The following is a 25,179-nucleotide window of genomic DNA, read 5'->3' on the forward strand; positions in this document are numbered from 1 at the left end:
CTACAGTTATAGTTTGAGTGTGAGACGTTGTATTACCAGCACAATCACTAACAGACCATACACGAGTAATTGTGTACTCAGAAGGACACGCATCAGCGTCACCATCAGTAGTTTCAGTGAAAGATACTGTTACAGAAGCATCACAGTTATCAGTAGCAGTTAAAACATCAGCAGTAGGAACGTTATCACATTCTACAGTTGCATCAGCAGGAAGTGCTTCAACAAATGTAGGCGCAGTCGTATCTTGAACAGTGATTATTTGAGTATGTGAAGTTTCTAATCCACATGCATCAGTAGCAGTCCATGTTCTTTCCAAAATATAATCTGAATCACAACTACCATTTGTTCTTTGTTCGTCAAATGTAACAACAGCATCACCACAGTTATCTGTAGCAGTTAATACTTCTGCTGTTGGTAAAGCATCACATTCTACAGTTACATCGGCAGGAAGTGCTTCAACAAAAATAGGTGCAGTCGTATCTTGAACAGTTATTGTTTGTGTATGAGTAATTTGGTTACCACATTCATCTATAGCAGTCCAAGATCTTTCTAAAATATAATTAAAATCACAACTACCATCAGTTCTATCTTCTTTAAAAACAACACTAGCAATTGTACAATTATCTTTAGCAGTATAGGTTTCTGGAACAGGTACGGCATCACACTCAACAGTAATATCACTAGGTAAAACTTCGTTAAATGTAGGAGCTGTGGTGTCTTCGATAATAATTGTTTGTGTATCTGATGCTGTTTTTCCACAGGTATCAGTTACAGTAAATGTTCTTTTTATTTCTGTAGAACAAGTATCACTTGATATAATTTCGTCTATATAAGTAATGGTATCAATTGCAATATCGTCAGAGGCATTTCCACCACCATCTAATGCAGATTGTAGTTCACTTAAAGTAATTTCCTCCAGTGTATTACTAAATATTAAATTACTAATATTATCTTGATCACATCCTTCAATAGTATAATCTCCAGGGGCTGTTATAATTGGATCTTCTTTATCTGTTGACAAAATTGAAGTACTTACCTCAACTGTACAATCCGCAGAATCTTTTATTAATATTGTATGAATTCCATAGCCTAAATTAGAAAAGGTATCACTACTTTGATAAGTAGTTCCACCATTTATTGAATAGGTATAAGGAGGCACACCTTCTATTCCTTCTACAGTTATTTTTCCAGTTGTATCATCTTCACAAACAACATCTGTTTTAGATACAACATTTCCATCCAGATTTGTTAAAGCTAAAATCAACTCAGCTGCAGGTGATGCACAATTATCAACTTTATTATAATAAAAAGCATAATATGTACCAGGAGCCGTAACATTAGTATTTGTTAAATGGTCACTTAATACTAATGGATCTACATTTGTGCTCCATGTTAGAAAAGAATTTGGAGGCTTAATTGATGTAGTTGATATATAAGTATCCAAATCTACAGTTGTAGGATCGCAAAATGTAACAGTCTTACTACTTTCAACAGTACTTGTAAATTTTGGAGGATTTGCATATCCTTCCATACTTAATCTTAAACCATCAACAAGAACAACAGACTCTCCAGGGTTACCAGTTCTGTAAAATACATTAACATTACCTGAATTATCAGATTTAAATGTCACACATATTGTCTCCCAAAAAGGATCAATTTCTGTCCAACCACCGGGATTTTGAAACCCATTATTACCGCTAGTGGCATTTGTAAGTTTTGGTGGAAAATCTGAAGCTGGATGTATTGTTAAGTCATTATGGGTATAAGTTAAGGCATCTGAAATTTGAACACCACCTGAACCAATTCCAAACTCTAAATTAGGGTTGAATTCATCGAACTCACCATTTGAATTACTATATCTTGGAATAACTGCTAATTCGAAACAAACAGTATAGTTTGTATTTGGTGATACAGCCAAATCTTGATGTATAGATTCATTTTTGTATGAAAAAATAGCAAATCCCCCTCCATCTGGAGAAGGTGATATGATTCCTGGGGTATCAATATTTGCATCTGAGTTGGAATATGAAATGTATTGTCCTTCAGAATAATCAACGGTTCCGTTATCTTTCCAGCAGTCATACATTACATTCGCAGCATATCTACTACCATCCAAGGCTGTTTTAAAACCACCCCAACCACTGTTAGGTGTGGTTTCTCCAAGACCAAATCCACCACAAGTAATAATATTACAAGTTCCAACTAAACTTGGAGTCGATGCGCTTGAACGTAGTGAAATTGCCTTTTGAGCATTGTACTTCAATGCTCTTTTCTTTAATAATGTTTCAAAGGCGGCCTTTTCTTGAACAGACTCTGTTCTTTTTGGCCAATCGGCAGATTCGCCACCTGTTTGCTGACCAAACATGGTCAACACATTGAAACAAATTAAAATTACTAGTGTAGCAGTTGTTTTCATATCTAATAATGATTAACTAAAACTTTTCGCTAAGCGATTAAATCTTTTATTGTTTGTTGATTAAAACCCAAATATTCATGTACGATCTTACACGTAATGAACTAATTCGATTATAATGTGAGGGAAGAGCACTAAAAAGTGCGAATGGATTAGAATGTTGAATTAGATTTGGGATCATTTTCATTAATTTCTATAACAAAACAAAAGATATACTGTATCGTTAACAAATATTAATGCTATATAACTTAAAAATTCGTTAAAACGATTTGGGTATACTATTAAACGGTTAATTTGGTATTTAGTCGGTTGTACATTATTTATTATTTTAGAGTGCCAAAGTAAACGTTAAAACCGAAAAAAACAACATTTTATCGATAAAAATTGCATTTAAACGATATATTATGAAAAAAATTACTTTTGTTAGACACGCAAAATCATCATGGGAGCATAATGTTAGTGATAGAGAGAGACCATTAAAAAAACGTGGAATTAATGACTCTCACTTGGTTTCAAGTTCTTTTAAAGAAACTAATTTCACTCCTGATACTATTTTTACAAGTCCAGCAGTACGTGCAAGAAAAACCTGTAAAATATTTGTAGAAAATTTGTATAAATCTAGTATTGATGTAAGAATTGAGGAGGAGATTTATGATTTTGGTGGCAGTCAACTAATCAATTTCATCAAATCTTTAGATAATGAATTGAATAAGGTTATGATTTTTGGACATAATTATGCCTTAACTTCGATTGTAAATTCGTTTGGTTCTAAGTATATTGATAATGTTCCTACATCTGGGTTGATTAAAATATCTTTTGATGTTGATGATTGGAATGATATTAAAAAAGGAATAACCACTTTAACTATTTTCCCAAGAGATTTAAAGTGATTTTTAATGAATTGTTAAAAACTACACCAAAGTTTTTAATCTTAAAAATAAAAGACTTTATATATTTGAAGTATTGATAAATCTGCTTTTTATTTTTTATGCCAACAAAAAAACACTTCAATAATTAATGCTAGTTATAAAAAAATATGCAGCTATAGATATTGGTTCAAATGCTGTTAGATTATTAATTGCAATAATTATTGAGGAAGAAGGGAAACCTGCACGCTTTAAAAAGAGTTCTCTAGTAAGGGTTCCAATTAGGTTAGGAGCCGATGTGTTTTTAAAAAACACAATTTCCAATGTAAACAAAAGACGCCTAAAGGACACAATGATGGCGTTTAAATTGCTTATGAAATCGCATAAGGTTGAAAAATATAAAGCATGTGCAACCTCTGCTATGCGAGAGGCTACTAATGGAAAAGAAATTTCACAGGAAATATTTGAACATTCTAAAATTCAAATTGATATTATTGATGGTGAAGAGGAAGCTGCTATAATTGCAGAAACGGACTTGCATGAATATATAGATAATAACAGAAATTATGTCTATGTTGATGTTGGTGGAGGGAGTACAGAATTTTCTATTATTCATAATGGCGAAAAAGTGACTTCTAAATCCTTTAAAATTGGAACTGTAAGACTTTTAAATGATATTGTAAAACGGGAAACTTGGTTAGAACTGGAAAATTGGATCAAAACCAATACAAACAAATACGATAAAGTTGATGTGATTGGTTCTGGTGGAAATATTAATAAAATTTTTAAAATTTCTGGTAAAGCTATCGGTAAACCACTTACATACTTTTATTTGAGCACTTATTATCATACACTAAAATCCTATTCGTACGAAGAACGAATTACAGAATTAGATTTAAATCAGGATAGAGCCGATGTTATTATTCCTGCAATGCAAATTTACTTATCGGCAATGAAATGGAGTAAGGCGAAGCACATCTATGTACCAAAAATTGGATTGTCTGATGGAATTATAAAGAGTTTGTACTACGAAACTATTTCTAGTAAGGTTATTAGTTAACCGTGAACGGTTTCCTTATTTCCTAAATTTTTCATGATTTGAGCTTCATATTCCAATAAATCTTGCCATTTATTATCAACTTCTTTTCGATCTCCATATTGTCTCGCATAACCTAAAAACATTGTATAATGGTTGGCTTCACTAATCATTAATTTTTTATAAAATGATGCCAGCTTTTTGTCTTGTAACTCTTCAGATAATAACCTAAATCGTTCGCAGCTTCTAGCTTCTATAAGAGCTGCATATAGTAAACGATGCACCAATTGTGTGGTTCTACTACCTCCTTTTGGGAAGAATTTTAGTAACTGCACTACATAATCATCTTTTCTATCTCTACCTAAGTTATAACCACGTTCTAGAATAATGTCATGTACCATTTTAAAATGACTCATTTCTTCTTTAACTAGCTCAATCATTTCTTGAACCAACTCAGTATATTCAGGAAAGCTCACAATTAGAGAAATTGCTGTACTTGTTGCTTTTTGCTCACAAAAGGCATGATCAGTAAGTATTTCTTCAATGTTTTTTTCTACAATGTTAACCCAGCGAGGATCTGTTGGTAGTTTAAGTCCTAACATAATTATTTGATTATGAGGTTTCAATAAGCCTTATTGTTTTCTCTCCAGAATTGTTAAAATGAATACTGTACATTTTATAGTTTTCAGATTCTGGCACTAAAAAGGAGCAAAATAGTTTATAATTATCATCACTACTCTCAAAATCGTCTAACCAAACATATTGCAAAACAGCATTTTCCCAAAAATTTTGCTCATTAGTTATGAAATTGCTTTTACTAATAATGTCTTTAAATAAAAGTTTATCATTTTTAAAGACTTTTATCTCAGATTCAAACTCTCTATAATGTGTTTCATTATGTCTATTATGCTCATTATTTGCAATAATTACAGACTTATTAGATGATGAGTAGTAAGACACTTGAATATTTGTTTTAGAATCTATTATAGTATCTGTAACAGTTTTAAGATATTGTTCGGGAACAAATTTGATAACTTCAATAGCATCAATAGATAAATTGCTTTTAGATACGCGCTCTTTATTACTTTCTAGAGCTCTATCTCTTCCATCACAGGATGTTACTATAGTTATTACTATAAGAAATAATATGATTGAGTAATTCTTCATTATATATCTAAGTCAAAGGTTTTACGCAACAAGTCTATATTTGGGTTTTTCTCCTTTAGTTTTTCATACTTTTCAATAGGCGTGTATGCATATTGTTTTTCTAACTCTTCATTAACAGTAATATCTAGAGTTACTGAAAAATTGTTCAGTTTTTTTCTAAGATAAGCTAGTAAATCGTATTGCTGTCTTTCTACTTCTACCTTATTTGTTGAATTTGGAAAAACCACGTTAATCACTGTTTCCGATGATAGTTTAGGTGTGTCTATTCGTAAAATGGAAGCTAAATTGTATTTTCCTTTTTTTTCAAGATTAACAACAAACTCTTCCCAAGCTGCTTGCATGTGCTTTTCAGAAAATGAATCTGTTGGAAGATTTTCTTCATCAATCACAACTTCCATTTGTCTAATAAGATGCTCTTTTTTCTTTTTTATACTGCTAAGGGACAGACCAGAAGTAGCTTTTGATTGCTTGTTCAAAATTATTTTAGGTCTCTTTTCAGCTAGCTTTTTTGCAATGTCTTTCTCAGGCGATGCTTCTTTAGCAATATTAGGATCTGGTTCGTTAACAACAGATGACTCTAATGGGTTTTCGGTTTTACTAGGTCTTTTAACAGGAATAGGAGTGATGCCTTTGCTTTTAAAGTATGAAGCAGGAATTATAAAGTGGCTACTGCTGTTTTTTTTTTTTTTCTCCATCATAAGTGATAGAGGCAAGTTGCATGAGGCATAATTCTACAAGCAAACGCTGATTTCGACTAGTTTTGTATTTAAGGTCACAATCGTTTGCAAGTTCAATTCCCTTTAATAAAAAACTTTGTGAAGCTTTTTGCGCTTGCTTTAAATATTTTTCTTTTGTTTGGTCACCTACTTCTAGTAAATCTATAGTTTCAGGTGTTTTACAAACTAATAAATCTCTAAAGTGCGATGCTAAACCAGCTATATAATGATGACCGTCAAACCCTTTTGAAATAGTATGGTTGAATTGTAATAGCAATTCAGGAATTTTATTTTCAAGAATTAGGTCAGTACTTTTAAAATAGGTTTCGTAGTCTAATACGTTTAAGTTTTCTGTAACAGCTTGTCTTGTTAAATGTTTTCCAGAAAAACTTACCACTCTATCAAAAATAGATAACGCATCACGCATTGCGCCGTCAGCTTTTTGCGCAATTATATGGAGTGCATCATCCTCGGCATCTACATCTTGTTGTTCGGCAATATATTTTAAGTGTTCTTTTGCATCCTTTACGGTAATTCTTTTAAAATCAAATATTTGACAACGAGATAGGATGGTTGGAATAATTTTATGTTTTTCGGTAGTTGCAAGAATAAAAATGCAATGCTTTGGAGGTTCTTCCAGTGTCTTTAAAAAGGCATTAAATGCCGATTGCGATAGCATGTGTACCTCATCAATAATATAAACCTTGTATTTGCCAACTTGTGGCGGAATACGAACCTGATCTGTTAAATTTCTAATATCATCAACAGAGTTGTTGGATGCTGCATCCAGTTCAAAGATGTTAAACGCAAAATCTTCATCCTCTCTTTCGTTACCATCGCTATTTATCATTTTGGCAAGAATTCGCGCACATGTAGTTTTACCAACACCACGAGGACCTGTAAACAATAAGGCTTGAGCCAAATGGTTATTTTCTATAGCATTTAATAAAGTATTTGTAATAGCTTGCTGACCAACAACATCTTTGAATGTTTGTGGTCTGTATTTACGTGCTGATACTACAAAGTGTTCCATTAAATAATCTTAGAATAGCAAAGTTAAAAATTCAGCTTAAATTTAAGAATTATGGTCACTAAATTTAAAGCGAGTTATTAACAATTGTCATTCCTTTTATGGCATTATTATTGTAATTTTGCATGCAAGTAGATTGCCTTATCGCAGTGACTATAAATGCCACTGAGGAAAGTCCGAACACCATAGTGCAACATAGTGGCTAACAGCCACCAGTCGTGAGGCTAGGAAAAGTGCAACAGAAAGAATGTACAGGTCATGCTGTAGTGAAACCAGGTAAACTCTATGTGGTGCAATGTCATGTAAACCAATGTTTGAGCGTAGCACGCGCGATGTTGGAGGGTAGACAGCTAAAGTTTGCTGGTAACAGTAAATGTAGATAAATGATAAGGCCGTGACACGGTAACGTCGTCATCGGACAGAATTCGGCTTATAGATTTACTTAATTAAACAAGCTCCATGATAATTCTTGGAGCTTTGTTTTTATTCTGATGTATTTTGAAAAAAGCTAAACCTATTGCCTCCATAGCTTTTGGAATAGGAATAGTTTGCTAAACTTGACAAATCGGTATGTTTGGAGTGCTCAACAATCAAAATCCCATCTTCTTCAAGTAATTCATTTTCAAAAACTAGTTCAGGGATTTTTGAAAATGCATCAATGTCAAAATCGTAAGGAGGGTCGGCAAAAATAATATTGTGCTTTTGCTTAGTTTTTTCTAGATATTTAAAAACATCGGCTTTTATCACTTGAATATCAAATTCAAATTCTTCTGCAGTTTGCGTAATGAATTTTGTACAACCATAATCTTTATCAACTGCAGTAATATTTTCAGTTCCTCTCGAAGCAAATTCATAGCTTATATTTCCAGTTCCAGCAAAAAGATCGAGTATTGATATGTCATCAAAATAGTAGCGATTGTTTAAAATATTAAACAAAGCTTCTTTTGCCATATCTGTTGTTGGTCTAACAGGTAGCTTTTTTGGCGCAGTAATACGCCTGCCTTTGTATTGCCCAGAAATAATACGCATTTAGAAACTATTTAAAAGCACAAGATTTGACAAACAATCTTCGTTAACACCATTTGCTAAGGTGATTTTTGTGCTGGTTTTTATAATTGAAACATTGCGAATATAAGTATAAGCAATTTTAAAGAGCTCATCTTCTTTAGTAACATTACCCAATAAAACAAGAGGAAACTCTTCAGGGTTTAGACCTAGTTGCTCTGCCGTAAATAATAGATAGTAAATAAAATCTTCTTTAGTAGTATAATCAAACGTATTGTACAATTGTAATTGTCCATTTTTAGTAACAATAATTTCAAAATGTGAATTGCTTACGTGTGCATACATTTTGGTATCACTAGTGTTTTTTTCTAGCTTCAGAATGGTTTCTATAACGATGGTAGAAAAATGCTTAAACTCAAATTCACCAAAAATATCGTATAAATAATTATTAATATTTACGTAAGGAACATATACATTAACACTTTCGTTTGCTGAGATTTCGTCATAAGTTATAAAATCTGAGCGAAGAATTTTAGAATTAAATTTTAAATAATCTACCAAATGGTCTTCGTTGAATAACGATTTTGGGACTAACGCTGATAATTCATTTTCATGAATAACAGTTACTGATTTGAAAGATTGTTTTAAAGTACTTTCAGTATTAAACAGGTGTGTCAATTTATCAAGCAAGTCATTAGGATTTCCTTTTTTTTCAAAAGGAAAACTTTTAAAAAAAACGACCGACTGTGTATTTGTATTCAAGATGCAAAAAGAAAGTCCACTCAAGCTAACTTGAATGGACAATGCAGTATTCTGTAATATGTTTGTTTTACTGTTCGTTTGAAAAGTTTTTAGGCCAGTTACCAGTTGTTTTAACTTCTTCCATTGATCCTACTTTTATTGCGTCACCATTTACACCATCAACCGAAACCACTTGGTTTTCTTTTGCAACAAAGTTTTTATCTTGATCGAATAATATTACCGATTTCATTGCTATTGCCTCAAAAACAGGAATTCTAAATCCATTCTCTTCTAAGAAACCAGCTTTTAACTCAAACTTAGACCCTGGCTCTGCAGACGGGATGTTCATCATTGTTTTATATCTAGGATCTGCGCCAAATAAAGAATCTTTTACAGATACGTAACCAAGAGTGTCAACAATTATTTCGTCTTTGTATGTGTCAACTCCAAAAAGTCTAGTTTTTTCAACATCGATAACTGAAGTGTCACGACGCTCTGTAATTGTAAATTCAGCAGTATCAATAAACTTAACTAAGTTGTTAAAATCACCTTCAAATCTTCCAGTAACAGTTCTATGTGCTAATTCAGCATCTCTAATATCAATTAAATTTTCAATGACTTCAGCGTAGCGCTTATCTTTTAGTTTGTTAAATTGAATTTCTCCATAAACAGACATGAAAGTGGAATATCCTAAGTAACCAATGAGTACCCAAAGGACAATCATTATTAATGGCTTAACCTTTTTTGGAACATATTTATCTATTACCCAAACGATTCCAATTGTGAGAGCGATTACAACTACAGCTGCAACAATAATATTCAACATAGTGATTTTATTAAAATTAATTAATGGACTAACGCAAATCTACAATTTTTTTTTATTCACGAAAGTTATTGTTAGTAAAAATCATTTATATCTTTGATAAATTCAATAATTGTATTAAAACTTAATGAATTCCTCAGAATTTTATAAACTTATAAATAATGATTTTTCCTTTGAGCCAACGCTTAAACAAAACATTGTTTTACAGCAACTTGCAGATTATATTATTGACACTTCACCAAATGCATTATATGTCTTAAAAGGTTTTGCAGGAACAGGTAAAACAACAATTATTGGTACCATTGTTAAAAATTTATGGAAAGCAAAAAAAAGTGCTGTATTAATGGCTCCAACTGGTAGAGCAGCAAAAGTGATTTCTAATTACTCTAAAAAAGAAGCGTTCACTATTCATAAAAAAATCTATACAGCAAGAATTTCAAACAGTGGTAAAATGTCGTTTGTATTAGCGCCCAACAAGTATAAAAAAACTATTTTTATAGTAGATGAGGCTTCGATGATATCAGATATTCCAGGTCAAAGTAGTTTGTTTGGAAGTGGATCTTTATTAGACGATTTAATGCAATATGTGTATTCTGGACACCAATGTAAATTATTGTTAATTGGAGATACTGCACAATTACCACCAGTTAAACTCGATTTAAGTCCAGCTTTAAACGAAAATATATTGAGCTTGAGTTACAATAAAGAAGTAACTATAATGGAGTTAGATGAAGTTGTTAGACAGGAGCAAGATTCTGGCATTCTATTTAACGCAACTTTATTGCGAGAAACTATAGCTGGTTCTTATTTTGATACATTCCAGTTTAATTTAAGAGGCTTTATAGATATTGTGCGACTCGTAGATGGCTACGAAATCATGGATGCTATTAATGATGCTTACAGTACTCTTGGTAATGAAGAAACAGCCATTATTGTTCGCTCTAATAAGCGCGCCAACATGTATAATCAACAAATTCGTTCTCGAATTTTATTTAACGAACATGAATTGACAGCTGGTGATTATTTAATGATTGTTAAAAACAATTATTTCTGGCTAAAGCCAACTAGTGAGGCAGGTTTTATTGCTAATGGCGATATTATTGAAGTGCTAGAAGTTTTTAGCATTAAAGAATTATATGGTTTTCGCTTTGCTGAAGTTAAAGTGCGAATGGTCGATTATCCAAAGATGCGTCCTTTCGAAACAGTATTAATGCTAGATACCATTAACTTGGAAACACCATCATTACCTTATGAAGAAGCTAATAACCTTTATCAAGAAGTGTTAAAAGATTATGAGGATGAAACATCATCTTACAAGAAGTTCTTAAAAGTGAAAAACAATAAATTTTTGAATGCTTTACAGGTAAAGTTTTCGTATGCCATTACGTGTCATAAATCTCAAGGAGGTCAATGGAACACGGTATTTGTTGAACAACCATATTTACCAGAAGGTATTAATAGGGATTATTTAAGATGGCTTTACACGGCAGTTACAAGAGCAAAAGAAAAACTATATTTAATTGGCTTTAAAGATGACTATTTTGAGACATAGTTTTTGAAATCTATTTAGTAAATTTAAGCATGACAACAGAAACTATTATTAGCATATTTTTGGGTATTGGGCTTGCAGCATCAGTAGGTTTTAGAATTTTCTTACCACTATTTGCCTTAAGTCTCGCATCCTATTTTAATGTTTGGGAACTTAACGAAAGTTGGCAATGGATTGGCAGTATGACTGCTTTAATCATTTTAGGAGTAGCAACGTTAGTAGAGGTTTTCGCTTACTACATTCCTTATATCGATAATTTATTAGACACTATTGCTGTGCCTTTGGCAGCCATTGCAGGAACAGCAGTTATGGTTTCTACGGTTGCCAATTTAAGTCCTGAAATTACTTGGGCTTTGGCTATTATAGCAGGAGGAGGCACAGCAGCAGCAATCTCTGGAGCCTCTGGAGCTACAAGATTAGCATCAACTGCAACAACTGCAGGAATAGGAAATCCAGTAATTTCAACTGTAGAAACAGGAACAGCAGTAGTTACCTCTATTGTATCTATTTTTTTGCCTATCATTGGCTTTATCCTAGTTTTAATAATTGGATTTATCATTTTTAAAATTTATAAAAAGATTAAAAGAACAAGCACTAAAATCTTTTAAAAACTGTATTTTTGAAATTAGAGAAAGCACAACCAAATGAAAATAATTTCGATGATTCCAGCACGCTATAGTGCGTCTCGATTTCCTGGAAAATTAATGCAAGACCTTGAAGGTAAAACAGTAATACTTCGTACATACGAAGCGACTGTTGCCACAAAGTTATTTGATGATGTGTATGTGGTAACTGATAGCGATGTTATTTTCAATGAAATCATGTCCAATGGTGGGAAAGCTATTATGAGTAAGAAAGAGCATGAATCTGGAAGCGATCGTATTGCTGAGGCTGTTCAGGACGTAGATTGTGATATTGTTGTGAATGTTCAAGGCGACGAACCTTTTACTGAGCGCTCTAGTTTAGAAAAAGTACTGAATGTATTTCATGACGACTCAGATAAAGAAATAGATTTAGCGTCTCTTATGGTAGAAATTAAAGATTGGGACGAAATTTCAAACCCAAATACTGTAAAAGTCATTGTAGACCAACGAAATTTTGCATTGTATTTTTCCAGAAGCCCAATTCCTTATCCTAGAGACAAACAAGCAGGCGCAAGGTATTTTAAGCATAAAGGTATTTATGCTTTTAGAAAGCAAGCACTCATAGATTTTAGTAATTTACCAATGCAATTTATTGAGGCTACCGAGAAGATTGAATGTATTAGATACCTTGAATATGGTAAAAAAATTAAAATGGTAGAGACGAATATAGAAGGTGTAGAAATTGACACACCTGAAGATTTAGCAAGAGCAAAAAAACTGTGGAAGTAGACTATAAACATATAAAAGTTATAGGCTTTGATGCCGATGACACCCTTTGGGTAAATGAAACATTCTTTAGAGACGCTGAGCTGGAGTTTGCACGTTTGTTAAGTCCATACGAAACTGCGAATAAGATTGATCAAGAGCTCTTTAAAAAAGAAATGGACAACTTAGGGTTGTATGGTTATGGTGTAAAAGCATTTGTGTTGTCTATGATCGAATCTGCTATCGAAATATCTAATGGCTCTGTATCTAATAAAACTTTGTCTAGTATTTTGAATATAGGAAAATCAATGCTTAATCAACCAGTTGAATTGTTGGATGGTGTAGAAGACGTCTTAAAAACACTTTCAAAAAAATACCGATTAATTTTAGCGACTAAAGGTGATTTATTAGACCAAGAACGAAAACTGGAAAAATCTGGATTGACAGATTATTTCCATCATATAGAAGTGTTAAGCGACAAAAAGGAAGCAAACTATTCTAAATTATTAAATCATTTAGATATTAATCCTTCAGAGTTTTTAATGATTGGAAATTCATTAAAATCGGATATTTTGCCATTAGTTAATATTAAAGCACATGCTATTCATGTACCTTTTCATACCACATGGGCTCATGAACAAGTAACTGAAGAAGAAACCAACGGAAAAGCCTATAAAACAGTAAGTAGCTTACGAGATATTATAAAATTTTTAAATTAGATAAAAAAGAATAAATGAGTTATAAAAATTTCCCAATGGTACCAAGAGTTGTTTTTGGTCGTGGTAGTTTTAATCAATTAAACGATATTATCACCCCAAAGCGTTTAAGTAGTCATGCTCCTTTTATTTTTTTGGTAGACGATGTCTTTAAGGGTAATTACTGGTTAACGTCAAGAATTCCGTTGTCTTATCAAGATAAAATTATATACATCTCAGCAAATGAAGAACCTAAAACTTCTCAGGTAGACGAATTGGTTGAACAGTTAATTCTAACCAATAAAGAGTTACCTTCTGGTATTATTGGTATTGGTGGTGGAACTATTCTCGATTTGGCAAAGGCAGTTTCCATAATGTTAACCAATAAAGGAAGCGCTAGTGATTATCAAGGTTGGGATTTAGTTAAAAACCCAGCAGTTTATCACGTTGGTATTCCAACAATTTCAGGAACAGGCGCCGAAGTGTCTCGAACAACTGTATTAACTGGTCCTGAAAAAAAATTAGGCATCAATAGCGATCACACACCTTTTGATCAAGTTGTTTTAGACCCTGAATTAACCAAGGATGTACCAAAAGACCAATGGTTTTATACAGGAATGGATTGCTATATACATTGTATAGAATCACTTAATGGTACTTATTTAAACGCTTTTAGCCAAAGCTATGGCGAAAAGGCTTATGACCTTTGCTTAGAAGTATTTGTAAAAGATGAATTATCTATCGAAACATCTCAAGATAAATTAATGATGGCGTCTTGGCATGGAGGTATGAGTATTGCATATTCGCAAGTTGGTGTAGCTCACGCCATGAGTTATGGTTTGTCTTACTTATTAGGTACAAAACATGGAATTGGTAACTGTATAGTGTTTAATCACTTAGAAGAGTTTTATCCAGAAGGTGTGGCACTGTTCAAAAAAATGATGACTATTCATGACATAGAACTTCCTAAAGGGATTTGTGCACATTTAGATGACCATCATTTTGATACGATGATAGATGTGGCACTTAGTTTAGAACCACTTTGGGAAAACGCTATAGGCAAAGACTGGAAGAAATCCATTACCAGAGATAAATTAAAAGCATTATACCAAAAAATGTAGTATGCGTTGGCTAGCAAAATTTATATATCACAAAATTTTAGGTTGGAAGGTTACAGGGTTTAACGATTTTGAAAGCGTTAAAAAAGCAGTCATTATTGCTGTACCTCATACCAGTTGGCACGATTTTTATATTGGTGTTTTGTTGCGTTCGGTTATTGGTATAGAAACAAATTACGTTGGTAAAAAAGGACTTTTTAAGTTTCCTTTTGGTTGGTTTTTTAGATGGTTAGGAGGTGCTCCAGTGGAAAGAAAGAACAATGAAAATCAAGTTGAGGCAATCGCTAGGTTATTTGAAGAAAAAGAGGTTTTTAGAATGACCATGGCACCAGAAGGCACACGAAAAAAAGTGGACGAGTGGCGAACTGGGTTTTACTATATAGCCAAAGCTGCCAAAGTCCCAATAGTGATGTTTACCTTAGATTTTGAAAATAAAGAGAACAAATTTTCAGAGCCCTTTTATCCTACGGATGATAAAGACGCCGACTTTAAATTTATGCACAAATTCTTTGAAGGTGTTAAAGGGAAAGTTCCTGAGTATTCTTAATTATTCATGACCCCAAGCACTTTCATCATCTTTATTCTTAGGAGATAAACCTAATACTTCACCATCGGTATTGACGCCTAAACCCATAACTGTACGGTTAGCATAATTAAAATAAGCTACTACTTGATTGACTTCTAATATCTCACCATCATTATAGCTTAAGCTTTTTAAATAACTAATGGTTGCTTTAGAAAGTGTATCTGCTTCTAACGTTAGTTTGTGTGCATAATCTATAAGCGCATATTCTTTTTCTGTTAGGTAATTAGCTAAGGTGTCATGTTCTATATGGTGTCTTAACGCATCAGCTTTTTTATCGTCGTTTAAAAAGCGTTTCATACCAGCAAAATGATGTTCATAGCAATAGTCACACTTATTAATAAAGCTAGTGTAAGTACCTAAAAGTTCCAGCATCCAGTTTGGAAAACTATTATTACTATGGTGCAAGGTGTTCTTGTATAAGGACATGTGTCCTACAAGCGTGTGCGGTCGCAAACTATGAATGCTCAACACATTATCAATTTGGTTGTTAGGTCCTTTTATTTTTTTATAAATCTGTTTTAATTTCCCTGTGGCTTCCTCAAATGGAATAACGTTTATCCAGCTCATTTTTAATATGTTATAAGTTACTAAAAATCACCTGAAATAATTTCCATTAGCTCAATAGGTTCTCCATCTGGCCCCTTAAAAAAGGCTTGTTTGGCCTCAACACCTTCTGCTTTTACTAATCGAATAGGAACTGTGACTTCAGCGCCAATATCTTTTAAACGATTAAAAGCTTTTTCAATATCCAGAACATCGACGCCTAAATGCTGAAAAAATGGAGATGGATTCTCTGAATTTATATTTGGAGTTTCAGATAATTCTAAAACAAAATTTTGGTCTGGAAATTTTAGAAACGCCATATTTACATCTCTACTAAGTGTAGTCCCATCGTCATTAAAAACTTCAATTTTCTTTAATTGGTTGGTTACTTGTAAATCAAAACCTGAAGTGTAAAATTTTACAGACGCTTCTAAATTAGAAACACTAAGCATTACATGATTAAATCGAGGAGAAGTAGCTTGTTTTGGCTCACACGAAGTTAAAAATAGCAATACTAAAAATAGTTTTAATAATTTCATTATAATTGTTCGTTAGTTTAACAGCTAATTTACTAAATATGTATCTAACCATTTTTAAATGTGGTGAACAACCAATTTGAGAGGCTTATGGAGTAATTAATTGCACTCTTTTCGATGAATCGCACTTAAATTTGTATTAACCGATTGGAAAATTAAAGTATTGGTACGAGATTTGTAATACTATAATTGGTTAGTACTTTTTTTAAAATGAAACATAAATTAAATACGTGAAATTCGTATCCCTAAAAAGAAACATTTGCTATTAATTAAGAATAACCATTTTAAAAGCTGCTTCATGTATATGGATGCAGCTTTTTTTTTAGTTTTTTAGAGAGGGTTTAGCTTTACATAGCTTTCCATTGACACTAACAACCTCTCCATCTACATCTATTGATGACATATAATAAAAACAGCTTCCTTCAATTTTTACCATTTCAACTAAAAGACCTCCGTTTTCATTTACAAATTTTTGATGTTCGTCTAAGGTCATTTTGGTTTCATTGTATGTAATTCGATAAGAGCAGTCATCAATCCATTCAATTATTTCAAAAAATGTTTTCCTTAACTCAAGGTCTTCTGCATCAATTACTTCTGGGTTTAGAATTATTTCAGTTTGATTATTTCCATTTCTTTCGACTCTTATTGAAATGGGTAGTGTTTCGTCTGCAGGAATTATGAAGGTGCCATTTTTGAAATTTTCACAAGTTAATTGTTGAGAGTGAGAATTAGCACTTATTAATATTATCATTATTAAAATATATTTATTCATTAGTTTGGTTTTTGCTATATACTTATTGTCCCATTTCTATACAAATTTATAGCTCTATTTAATAACTGTTCTATAGTTTTAATAGGAATATCTTCATTAGGATTCACTCTAAATATTTTCATTCTCTTTCTATTACCAGTTTCCAATTTTGGATGGTTGAGATGTTGTCCTTCAACAAAAAGGACATAAGGTTCGTTTGTTTTTTTATCTGTCCACAAATAACAAAACATCTTTTTCTTATAACAAAAACAAGGCATGCCATATTTGGTGGTTTCGCTTACGTTTTCATCTTGATTTAAAATGGTATCACGTAACACCAACAAACAGCTCTTGTTTGGTTCTTCTTTATTTAAATAGAAATTTTCGTTTTGATGCATATTGCTAATTATCTAAAGCAATTTGTAATCCTTCAATGAGTTGGTCGATTTCTTCAAGACTTGTATAATGCAAAAACGAAATTCTAATCACTCCAGGTTGCGTCGGAATATCCATATCCATTAACGGTCTCACTGCATAAAAATTTCCTATTCCCAACATTAATTTATGCTTTATTAAAACAGCATATACTTTTTTAATATTCTTATTAATTGGAATAATAGAGATAATTGGAGCTCTATTTTTAGTGGTTTCAGGACCTATTATTCTTATATCATCACGAGACCTCAAAAAGGTTAGCAATCGCTCCATTAATAGTGTTTCATGCTCTAAAAACAATCTGTTTATAGCTTTACATCTTTCTGAAGGTTCCGCTTCTATATCAAAATGGTGATTGTAAATAACATCAAAGTAATCCAAAACTCCACTAACTGCTGCAATTTGGGCATGATCTGGTCCAGCAGGTGTGAGCATGCTTCTGGTAATGCCTTCTTTGAAAAAATGTGACTGGTTTTCCATGTTACCTATCAAATCTTTATCTACATACATCAATCCTAAATGTGGTCCAAAGGTTTTGTATAACGAAAACAAGTAAATATCGGCACCTAAACCCTTCAAATCAGGAAAACCATGTGGTGCATAACCAACACCATCTACCACAGTCACAGCTCCATATTTACGTGCTAAGGCGCTAATTTGCTTCACTGGATTGACATGTCCTATTACATTAGAACAATGCGGATAAGCAATCATTTTTGTTTTATTAGTAAGCAAGCGTTTCAAATCCTCCAACTCTATTAACCCAGTTTTTGGATTTACGTGCCATTCAATAATAGTTATGCCTTGTTTCTCTAAACGTCTCCATGCACCAGCATTTGCCTCATGGTCTTGGCAAGACACAATAATATTGTCACCTTCTTTCCAAAGTGGTTGCATAGCATTTGCCAATACATACACGTTTTGTGTTGTTGAAGGTCCAAAATGAATTTCAGTTTCATCTACGCTTAAATAATCTGCCATTCGTTTATACGATGCATCCATTAATTTTCCAGCGAGTGTAGACGCAGGATATGGGTAATAAACCTGAACCTTGTTTTTCATGTAAAAGTCGGTCAATTTATTAATGACTTGTTTACAAGGGTAGGAGCCACCTGCATTTTCAAAAAATGCCCAACCTTCTAGGGTTGGTTCACTAAAAGCTGGAAATTGGGAACGAATGAATTTTAAATCGAGAGTCATAAAGTGCTGTCTTAGACGTATTGGTTAGGAGCTAAGATAATAAAGTGTAAGGGATTTTATTTGAAGAAATATCAAGATACTTCTTCTTATATTTGAATTTATTAGAAAATACAAATACGTAGTTTCAAAAACTAAAATATAAACCTTAAGCATTGTTAACAGCTATTGACAGTACTGACTTTAAAAAAAATATTGATGGAAAAGAAGTGGGTTTCTTTGTTATAAAAAACAAACATGGTATTGAAGCTTCTTTTACTAATTACGGACAACGTTTAATTTCGCTGTATGTGCCAGACAGAAATGGAAACATGAAAGACATTGTGCTCGGTTTTTCAAATTTGGAAGATTATATCAATTCTAAAGAACCGTATTTTGGAGCCACTATTGGGAGATATGCTAATAGAATTGCAAAAGGGAGATTTCAAATCGATGGAGAAGACTTCAAATTAGCTATAAACAATGGTCAAAATCATTTGCATGGTGGATCTAAAGGGTTTCATAATGTTGTTTGGACTGCGCATAAAATTAGTGCTAATGAAATTGAATTTACCAGAACATCACCTGATATGGAAGAGGGTTATCCAGGCAATTTAGAAATTAAAGTAAATTATGTATTGACTGATGATAATGAATTAAAAATTAAATACTTTGCTAATTCGAATAAGAAAACATTTGTTAACCTCACCCATCATTCTTTCTTCAATTTAAAAGGCGAGGGAGAGGGTGATATTAATGATCATGTGTTAATGATTAATGCAAATCATTATTTACCAATTGATGTTGGATTGTTACCAATTGGTAACATTGTAAAAGTTGCAAACACACCTTTTGATTTCACTAAGCCAAAATCTATAAAAAAAGCTATTGAAGTAGATAATCAGCAATTAGAATTCGGTAATGGCTATGACCATAATTTTGTATTGAATAAAGCCCCAACAAATAATGATGGACTTGTGTTGGCAGCCAAAGTAAAGGAGCCTGAAAGTGGTCGTGTTATGGAAGTTTACACAGACGAACCTGGATTACAGTTTTACGGTGGTAATTTTTTAGATGGCGAGATTGTTGGTAAAAGTAGCAAAGCGTATGTATATCGTGGTGCTTTTTGCTTAGAAACTCAACATTTTCCAGACTCACCAAACCAGAAGGGCTTTCCAAGTGCGCTTTTGTCTCCAGGAGAGATATATACATCTACTTGTGTCTATAAGTTTAGTATATATTAGGGTTTCTTATATTAGCAAAAAGGGACTAACCAGAAAAAAATCATTAAGATTTTTCGAGTACACACAGTAAAGTAATTTATTATACACGTGTTAGTCTATATTATTTATTTCGATCTTATTGTTCAATGCTATTAGCAACTCTCCATTTATGTCATAAAAATAATTTCTAGGACTACTATTTTCTTCTATTTCATAGCGAACTGTTGCTATTTGAAGACTCTCGCTTGATTCAAACTCTATATTTATTTCAACCAATTTCGATTCTTTTTTAGTAGCCATTGTGTAATCCAAAATTATGTCATATTCCAACCATTTTAAATTAGCATTACAAATTTTCTTTTGATTTAAATTTTTGATAAAATCTGCGTTTAGTTCTGTGTAATTGTCTTCACCATATATTTTATCAAAACTTTTGTTTTCAAAACTAAATGAAGCTTTATCTTGATTCCACGCTAAACAAAATGTAGTATTCCTAAACTTAATCTCAATTCCTCCATCTATAATCCAAAAGTTTTTTTTAGGAAATCCGAAATAATCATCATTTATCTGAAACAACTTAATCTTAATCAAGTCACTCGATTCAATATTTAATTGAAATTGTTTTTCGATAAAGTTTGTGTTTTGTTTCATCTAATGTATAGACTAACGGTTTTGTGTATGACTCGTTGAGTGATTAAGAAACTAAGTTAGCAAAAAAGAAACTAGCCATTACGAAAATCCTATTGATTTTTCAGAGTAGACAATTACCAAGCAATTGAGTAAACACATTGTCGAGAGCTGGCTTTCTACTTATATTAACTCCAAGGATTATATGAACCAAAGCTCCAAATATGTCCTTCAATATCCATACATGTATAGCCTCGACCACCATACGCTTCATCCTTAATTTCTATGAGTATTTTTACTCCTTTTGCAATAGCATTTTTATAATGTTCATCGACTTTTTCAACAACTATATAAGGCGCTTGAGTGTTTATACCACTCATACTATTGGGTGTATTTATCAATTTTCCGTATTCGTTATTGTTTTCGGAACTTAACATAATCATCGAATTACCATATGTTAGTTGAGCATGTACAATTGTATTATCTTCTCCTGAAACTATAAGGTGCTTCTCAAATCCAAATGATTCACATATCCATTCAATAGCTGCTTTTGCATTTTTGTAATGTATTACAGGAATAATACTTGCTTTTTTTGCTGTCATGACTTTATGGATTGTTTGTCCTAAAGTTACTAAAAATGTTTGCTTTTTGACTGGGTTTTTTCAGGTGAGTTTGTTTTGTGCAACTTGCAGTTAGTGTATTTGTATATGGTTTGTTGCAGTTAAGTATTGTAATATTGTGAATTGTGAGAAAGCCCCTGCTCTTAACCAGTTGTAGCAATTAACCACCCGTTGTTAGAGATAGTTTTTATTGCTCACCTAATTCTTTTAGTTTTGATTGAGCATCTTGATTTGCATCTATTTCGACAGCTTTTTTATAGTATTTAGTTGCTTCTAATTTGTCTTTTTGAGATAAAAAATAATTACCTAAAGCAACAAAACTTTTTGATTCATTAGGGTAGAAGTCGGCATTCATTTTTAAATACGCAAAAGCTTTTTCAGGAAGATTATGACCATCTAGCATAAAAAACCCAATATCATTTAGTAATTGCCAATCGGGTTTTACTTCACGTTTCATACGAATGCTTAATTTTTTATAATGGGCCTGAAATGGTTCTGTCAATTGCTTAATGGAATATTCTTTTGGTGTATTAAAACGCCACATTTCTGGGAATGGAAACCAAGAGAAAATAGATCGTAATCCATTATATTGGGCTGGTACAACAACGCTTCCATGATCTTCGTTCTTAAAATATTCCCATGCAAAACTAAGCTCTTTACTATTTTTTACTAATAAATCATGAAACTTTAAATTAGCTCTAATCTGTTCGGTTGGTACTGTTTTATCTTTTCTTACTTCTACCGTATCCATTGCCTTACCAATACTATTTGCTACAGCTATATACAATGAATTTTCCTTTCGGTTTCCTTTATTTAGTAATTCTTGAGTTTCATTAACTAGATTTTCTTTGTCCCACCAAAGACTTGGATCTATTGCCAAATAATTATCAAAAGAATTTTCGTGATGCAAGAATGAGTAAAGCACAAATAAACCACCTGTAGAGTGACCAATAATGGTATTGTTGTTTTCGGTTGGATATTTGTTATTTATATATGGTTTTAATTCTTCGTCTATAAATTTTATAAAATTACTAGCACCTCCAGAAGTTTTCGACTCGTGTCCGCGTTGAAAAGGTACGTTGGTATGCGTGAAATCTCTGGTTCTATCTGTATTAGTAATACCAACTATAATAGATTTTGGAATTTGCCATGGTATTAGTTGTTTTAGCATTCCGGTAATGACATAGAAATGTTGGGACGCATCTAGTACATAAATAACAGGATATTGTTTAGTATTATCAAAATCTTCAGGGATGTGTATCCAAATTTCTCTTTGCTCTTGTAGTATATTAGAATACAAGCTATCAACTGTTCCTATTACTATTTGCTTTTCCTGATTTTGACTGAGTTGTGCTATTCCTTTAAAACATAAGCACAATATGATTAATGTAATTACAATTTTACGCTTTCTCATTGTTTGGTTGAATTTTTGTTTGTTATTTTTTTTGACTAAACGATAAGCTCAAAAATAATACCAGAGACTAATTTAAATTGATTCTCTTCGAGTATTCTTCAAATTGTCTTTAACGTGTTGTGTACAATTTCGTTGTGTGGTTAAGCAACTAATTTAGCAAATACAAACCGAATAGAAAATCTGCGAGGACTAGCAATGAATTATTCATGTTGTTGTCAGTAGTTTTTATTTTATAAATACTATGATATTCTGTATTTGTCAATTATTTTTTCAATTTGAAGTCTGTGTCTTAAAATATGAACAATTGCGTGTTCAGTAATAGCTTCTAAATCGTAAGTTGTCCAAGAAGTTTTGATTATAGTATTCATTAATTCACCATATGTCAAATGCCATTTGTCTTCAAAAGTTTCAACTGTGTATTGAAACATTTTTTCAAGTTCAGATATTCCTTGTTCAGTTTTTTCAATTTCTATTTTTGGGACAACATAATTATTCCCAAATCTTTTTCTAATATAATTCGCATAACCATATCCTGAATTAATCAAATGCAAAATTATATTCCTTATTGATTGAAAGTCAACATCAGTTTTTTCATTATATACCTTTAGAAATTTAGCGTTAGGAATCTGCAAGAGTAAGTCTTTTAATTCGTTCAGAGCTTTTTCGTACTCGTCAGTTAAAGCCCCAATAGCTCCTTTCCTATATGTTCTATTCATTTTGGTTTCTGTTTCCTTTAATTATTACCAACGTGTTAGTGAATGGTTTCGTAGTGTTAGCACTAAGATATCAAAAAGAGACTAACGTGTTGGAAAATCCGCTAGGATTTTCAGATAGTTTTGGACACTATGAACTATAAACATTGTTGTATACAGTATTTTAATCAGTTGGTAATTTCATAATCATTTTACTGCAAATAAACTTCCAATGGAATTCCGTTTGGATCGCGAAAATAGAATGCATAATACGATTCTGAATATTCAGAATATTTTTTCGGTTTACGAGTGATTTTTACATTCAGTTTATTAATCAGTTCATAAATTTTATCAACGTCCTTTTCACTATTCAACTCAAATGCCAAATGGTCTAATCCGACATTACGGACATATTGTTCGCTTTCTTTATTTCGATCAAATCGTATATAAAGATTATGTTCACCTTGTTTATAGGATTTCATTATTCCAAAATCTCCTTCACTAATGTGGGTGATTTCGAATCCCATTTCAGTCAGCAGCTTATCATAAAATAATTCAGATTCATTAAAATCTTTTACGTTAAAAATTATATGTCCGATAATGGCTTTCATAGATTTTTATTGATTTGGAATATTGTGTAAAACGTGTTCGTGTTATGGCTAGTTGCGTTGGCTAGCACTAAGTTAGTAAATAGTAAACGAACCAGAGGAAAATCCGTAGGATTTTCCGAGTACACACAAAACTAGTAATTAGCTATACACGTTGTTGTGGTCAGTTATTTTATTCGACTTATTAGATTTTCTGTTTGTGATTCTATGTTCTTGAGTGAGTTTTGCTAAGTCCATTTTTCTGTAAAAGAGAGATATATTATCATTACCTATCATCTTTTTCAACTATTCCTGAAGCCGTTACTTTATCAGTATATAGGATATGTGTATATTCATTTTGTTCTTCAGGAAATTTCTTATATAAAAACATTTCATGGGATAGGGTAGTATTATAAATATTTTCCTTTCTTTCAATAGTGCTAATTTTTAACCCTGTACCGTCATTATTTAACATGCTGCCTTCACTATATACATGATTAATGGACATTATTTTTTTAGAATCAAAATTAACAGAATCTTTTAACAAGTAACCTCCAATTCTTACTTTGTCAAAAATGGGTGTAAAAGAATTATGTACATTTCCAGTTAGAGTAACTATTTTGGTGTTTGGATGTTTATTATAGATGTTACGTATTTCCATGTACATGGATGAATCTCTGGTTGAAGACGGGTAATAATTATCAATGAATTTTAAAATGATTCTTTCATTTTGGATGCTATTGTAGATTAAATCAAGCATTGATACACCATTTCTACCATCAAAATTTTCTCTGCGAAAGAAATCCAATTCTTTTAATTGGGCAATTGACATCTCATTTGATAAGTTTTCCATCTGTGAAGCACGGATTTCTAAGGCTAAGATAACTTTTTTCTCAGATTCAGTTATAAGGTTACATAGACCATAGACAAATTCGGCGGGCTCTTTTGTCCCATGCATCTCTCCAACCATTAATATTTCAAAATTTGCAATTTCATCATATATCTTGTTGCTTAACTTTGATAAGCTCTTAATTGGTATCGCGCTCTTTTTCAAATCCTTTTGCTCTTCTGTCATTCCTGCAGAATTTTCAATAGTATTTGATGTTTCATCAGATGTTGTTTGTTTTTCTGTATTTTCTTTACAAGAAGTTAATCCAATTAGAATAATTAATAGAGATAAAATCTTTTTCATAGAATAATATATTTAACCTCTACAAATGTAGAGTTTTTATTTCACTTCTACAATTGTAGAATCGTTTTATGAATAGAGCTCTTAATTTTTTAATTGGCTACAACGCAGGGCTATGTGAAGCCACGTTTTGGATTTTAAAAGTAAGCAATTTATTGCATACTTTTAGAATACAAATTAAACGTGGACAGGTTGTATATAGCTATTGATATGTACAGTTTTCCTCGATGGCACTAAAATGTGAATATTAGTTATATACCTATCTCATACGCCGTATGCAATCTGACATAGC

The 25,179-nt window shown here is 32.2% G+C and carries 26 protein-coding genes, 1 other RNA gene and 1 pseudogene; 10 read left to right on the forward strand and 18 right to left on the reverse strand.

The window, feature by feature from the left end; all coding sequences use genetic code 11:
* The coding region (locus HB672_RS14315) for a SprB repeat-containing protein (RefSeq protein ID WP_208864233.1) at positions 1 to 2,416 on the reverse strand (2,416 nt) is incomplete at its 3' end.
* Between the two features lie 401 nt (positions 2,417 to 2,817).
* Here HB672_RS14315 and HB672_RS14320 point away from each other — a divergent pair.
* Positions 2,818 to 3,303 (forward strand): histidine phosphatase family protein, encoded by a 486-nt coding sequence (locus HB672_RS14320; RefSeq protein ID WP_167770218.1) that lies wholly within the window; start codon positions 2,818 to 2,820, stop codon positions 3,301 to 3,303.
* A 127-nt stretch (positions 3,304 to 3,430) separates the two neighbouring features.
* Positions 3,431 to 4,339, forward strand: coding sequence for a rod shape-determining protein (locus HB672_RS14325; protein WP_167770219.1), 909 nt, complete (start codon positions 3,431 to 3,433; stop codon positions 4,337 to 4,339).
* On the opposite strand, the gene HB672_RS14330 is transcribed toward HB672_RS14325, so the two are convergent.
* From HB672_RS14330 to HB672_RS14340, 3 genes and pseudogenes are all read right to left on the reverse strand, one after another.
* The gene (locus HB672_RS14330) at positions 4,336 to 4,917 is read right to left on the reverse strand and encodes a tRNA-(ms[2]io[6]A)-hydroxylase (protein ID WP_167770220.1); all 582 of its coding nucleotides are present in this window, start codon (positions 4,915 to 4,917) and stop codon (positions 4,336 to 4,338) included. The genes HB672_RS14325 and HB672_RS14330 overlap by 4 nt on opposite strands.
* 10 nt (positions 4,918 to 4,927) lie before the next feature.
* The gene (locus HB672_RS14335) at positions 4,928 to 5,482 is read right to left on the reverse strand and encodes a hypothetical protein (RefSeq protein ID WP_167770221.1); all 555 of its coding nucleotides are present in this window, start codon (positions 5,480 to 5,482) and stop codon (positions 4,928 to 4,930) included.
* Positions 5,482 to 7,231: pseudogene (locus HB672_RS14340) on the reverse strand (DNA polymerase III subunit gamma/tau). The gene HB672_RS14335 and the pseudogene HB672_RS14340 overlap by 1 nt, the downstream one beginning before the upstream one ends.
* 125 nt (positions 7,232 to 7,356) lie before the next feature.
* Between HB672_RS14340 and rnpB the strand changes: the two are divergent.
* Positions 7,357 to 7,677: RNase P RNA component class A (rnpB, locus tag HB672_RS14345), an RNA gene on the forward strand.
* Positions 7,678 to 7,711: 34 nt separating this feature from the next.
* Here the strand turns inward: rnpB and rsmD are convergent.
* Genes rsmD through HB672_RS14360 form a run of 3 tightly spaced genes read right to left on the reverse strand, consistent with a single transcriptional unit; the run spans position 7,712 to position 9,800 of the window.
* Positions 7,712 to 8,257 (reverse strand): 16S rRNA (guanine(966)-N(2))-methyltransferase RsmD, encoded by a 546-nt coding sequence (rsmD, locus tag HB672_RS14350; protein WP_167770222.1) that lies wholly within the window; start codon positions 8,255 to 8,257, stop codon positions 7,712 to 7,714.
* Positions 8,258 to 9,037 (reverse strand): DUF3822 family protein, encoded by a 780-nt coding sequence (locus tag HB672_RS14355; protein ID WP_244306628.1) that lies wholly within the window; start codon positions 9,035 to 9,037, stop codon positions 8,258 to 8,260.
* Positions 9,038 to 9,062: 25 nt separating this feature from the next.
* On the reverse strand, positions 9,063 to 9,800 hold the full coding sequence (locus HB672_RS14360; protein WP_208864234.1) for a hypothetical protein: 738 nt from the start codon (positions 9,798 to 9,800) through the stop codon (positions 9,063 to 9,065).
* A gap of 124 nt (positions 9,801 to 9,924) precedes the next feature.
* Between HB672_RS14360 and HB672_RS14365 the strand changes: the two genes are divergently transcribed.
* Genes HB672_RS14365 through HB672_RS14390 form a run of 6 tightly spaced genes read left to right on the forward strand, consistent with a single transcriptional unit; the run spans position 9,925 to position 15,055 of the window.
* Positions 9,925 to 11,349, forward strand: a complete 1,425-nt coding sequence (locus tag HB672_RS14365; RefSeq protein ID WP_167770223.1) for an AAA family ATPase — start codon at positions 9,925 to 9,927, stop codon at positions 11,347 to 11,349.
* A gap of 29 nt (positions 11,350 to 11,378) precedes the next feature.
* On the forward strand, positions 11,379 to 11,954 hold the full coding sequence (locus HB672_RS14370; RefSeq protein ID WP_167770224.1) for a DUF4126 domain-containing protein: 576 nt from the start codon (positions 11,379 to 11,381) through the stop codon (positions 11,952 to 11,954).
* 36 nt (positions 11,955 to 11,990) lie between these two features.
* Positions 11,991 to 12,719, forward strand: coding sequence for a 3-deoxy-manno-octulosonate cytidylyltransferase (gene kdsB, locus HB672_RS14375; RefSeq protein ID WP_167770225.1), 729 nt, complete (start codon positions 11,991 to 11,993; stop codon positions 12,717 to 12,719).
* Positions 12,710 to 13,414, forward strand: coding sequence for an HAD family hydrolase (locus HB672_RS14380; protein WP_167770226.1), 705 nt, complete (start codon positions 12,710 to 12,712; stop codon positions 13,412 to 13,414). The genes kdsB and HB672_RS14380 overlap by 10 nt, the downstream gene beginning before the upstream one ends.
* Before the next feature lie 14 nt (positions 13,415 to 13,428).
* Positions 13,429 to 14,511 (forward strand): iron-containing alcohol dehydrogenase family protein, encoded by a 1,083-nt coding sequence (locus HB672_RS14385; RefSeq protein WP_167770227.1) that lies wholly within the window; start codon positions 13,429 to 13,431, stop codon positions 14,509 to 14,511.
* A 1-nt stretch (position 14,512) separates the two neighbouring features.
* The gene (locus HB672_RS14390) at positions 14,513 to 15,055 is read left to right on the forward strand and encodes a 1-acyl-sn-glycerol-3-phosphate acyltransferase (protein ID WP_167770228.1); all 543 of its coding nucleotides are present in this window, start codon (positions 14,513 to 14,515) and stop codon (positions 15,053 to 15,055) included.
* Here the strand turns inward: HB672_RS14390 and HB672_RS14395 are convergent, their stop codons facing one another.
* The 5 genes from HB672_RS14395 to HB672_RS14415 all read right to left on the reverse strand — a co-directional run bounded on the left by HB672_RS14395 (position 15,056) and on the right by HB672_RS14415 (position 18,559).
* Positions 15,056 to 15,661: a peroxidase-related enzyme gene (locus tag HB672_RS14395; protein ID WP_167770229.1), complete on the reverse strand. Its 606-nt coding sequence runs from the start codon at positions 15,659 to 15,661 to the stop codon at positions 15,056 to 15,058. It abuts the gene before it with no gap.
* A gap of 20 nt (positions 15,662 to 15,681) precedes the next feature.
* Positions 15,682 to 16,176 carry a VOC family protein gene (locus tag HB672_RS14400; RefSeq protein ID WP_167770230.1) on the reverse strand — a complete coding sequence of 165 codons (495 nt, stop codon included), beginning with the start codon at positions 16,174 to 16,176 and terminating at the stop codon, positions 15,682 to 15,684.
* Positions 16,177 to 16,495: 319 nt separating this feature from the next.
* Positions 16,496 to 16,945 (reverse strand): hypothetical protein, encoded by a 450-nt coding sequence (locus HB672_RS14405; RefSeq protein ID WP_167770231.1) that lies wholly within the window; start codon positions 16,943 to 16,945, stop codon positions 16,496 to 16,498.
* 14 nt (positions 16,946 to 16,959) lie between these two features.
* A complete protein-coding gene (locus HB672_RS14410) occupies positions 16,960 to 17,322 on the reverse strand; it encodes a DUF1801 domain-containing protein (protein ID WP_167770232.1) in 363 nt (120 codons plus the stop codon).
* Between the two features lie 4 nt (positions 17,323 to 17,326).
* On the reverse strand, positions 17,327 to 18,559 hold the full coding sequence (locus tag HB672_RS14415; RefSeq protein WP_167770233.1) for an aminotransferase class V-fold PLP-dependent enzyme: 1,233 nt from the start codon (positions 18,557 to 18,559) through the stop codon (positions 17,327 to 17,329).
* Positions 18,560 to 18,711: 152 nt separating this feature from the next.
* On the opposite strand from HB672_RS14415, the gene HB672_RS14420 reads away from it, so the two are divergent.
* Positions 18,712 to 19,779, forward strand: coding sequence for an aldose epimerase family protein (locus HB672_RS14420; protein WP_167770234.1), 1,068 nt, complete (start codon positions 18,712 to 18,714; stop codon positions 19,777 to 19,779).
* A gap of 90 nt (positions 19,780 to 19,869) precedes the next feature.
* Here HB672_RS14420 and HB672_RS14425 read toward each other — a convergent pair whose 3' ends face one another.
* From HB672_RS14425 to HB672_RS14450, 6 genes are all read right to left on the reverse strand, one after another.
* Positions 19,870 to 20,409, reverse strand: coding sequence for a hypothetical protein (locus HB672_RS14425; RefSeq protein ID WP_167770235.1), 540 nt, complete (start codon positions 20,407 to 20,409; stop codon positions 19,870 to 19,872).
* A 164-nt stretch (positions 20,410 to 20,573) separates the two neighbouring features.
* Positions 20,574 to 20,987 carry a VOC family protein gene (locus HB672_RS14430; RefSeq protein WP_167770236.1) on the reverse strand — a complete coding sequence of 138 codons (414 nt, stop codon included), beginning with the start codon at positions 20,985 to 20,987 and terminating at the stop codon, positions 20,574 to 20,576.
* Positions 20,988 to 21,192: 205 nt separating this feature from the next.
* Entirely contained in the window at positions 21,193 to 22,419 is a 1,227-nt protein-coding gene (locus HB672_RS14435) for an alpha/beta hydrolase-fold protein (protein ID WP_167770237.1), read from the reverse strand.
* A 239-nt stretch (positions 22,420 to 22,658) separates the two neighbouring features.
* Positions 22,659 to 23,135, reverse strand: coding sequence for a DinB family protein (locus HB672_RS14440; RefSeq protein ID WP_167770238.1), 477 nt, complete (start codon positions 23,133 to 23,135; stop codon positions 22,659 to 22,661).
* A 188-nt stretch (positions 23,136 to 23,323) separates the two neighbouring features.
* Positions 23,324 to 23,722 carry a VOC family protein gene (locus tag HB672_RS14445; RefSeq protein ID WP_167770239.1) on the reverse strand — a complete coding sequence of 133 codons (399 nt, stop codon included), beginning with the start codon at positions 23,720 to 23,722 and terminating at the stop codon, positions 23,324 to 23,326.
* Between the two features lie 262 nt (positions 23,723 to 23,984).
* Positions 23,985 to 24,773 (reverse strand): hypothetical protein, encoded by a 789-nt coding sequence (locus tag HB672_RS14450; RefSeq protein WP_167770240.1) that lies wholly within the window; start codon positions 24,771 to 24,773, stop codon positions 23,985 to 23,987.
* Positions 24,774 to 25,179 lie beyond the last annotated feature (406 nt).

Source organism: Gaetbulibacter sp. S0825 (assembly GCF_011777505.1).
Classification (GTDB): Bacteria; Bacteroidota; Bacteroidia; order Flavobacteriales; family Flavobacteriaceae; genus Pontimicrobium.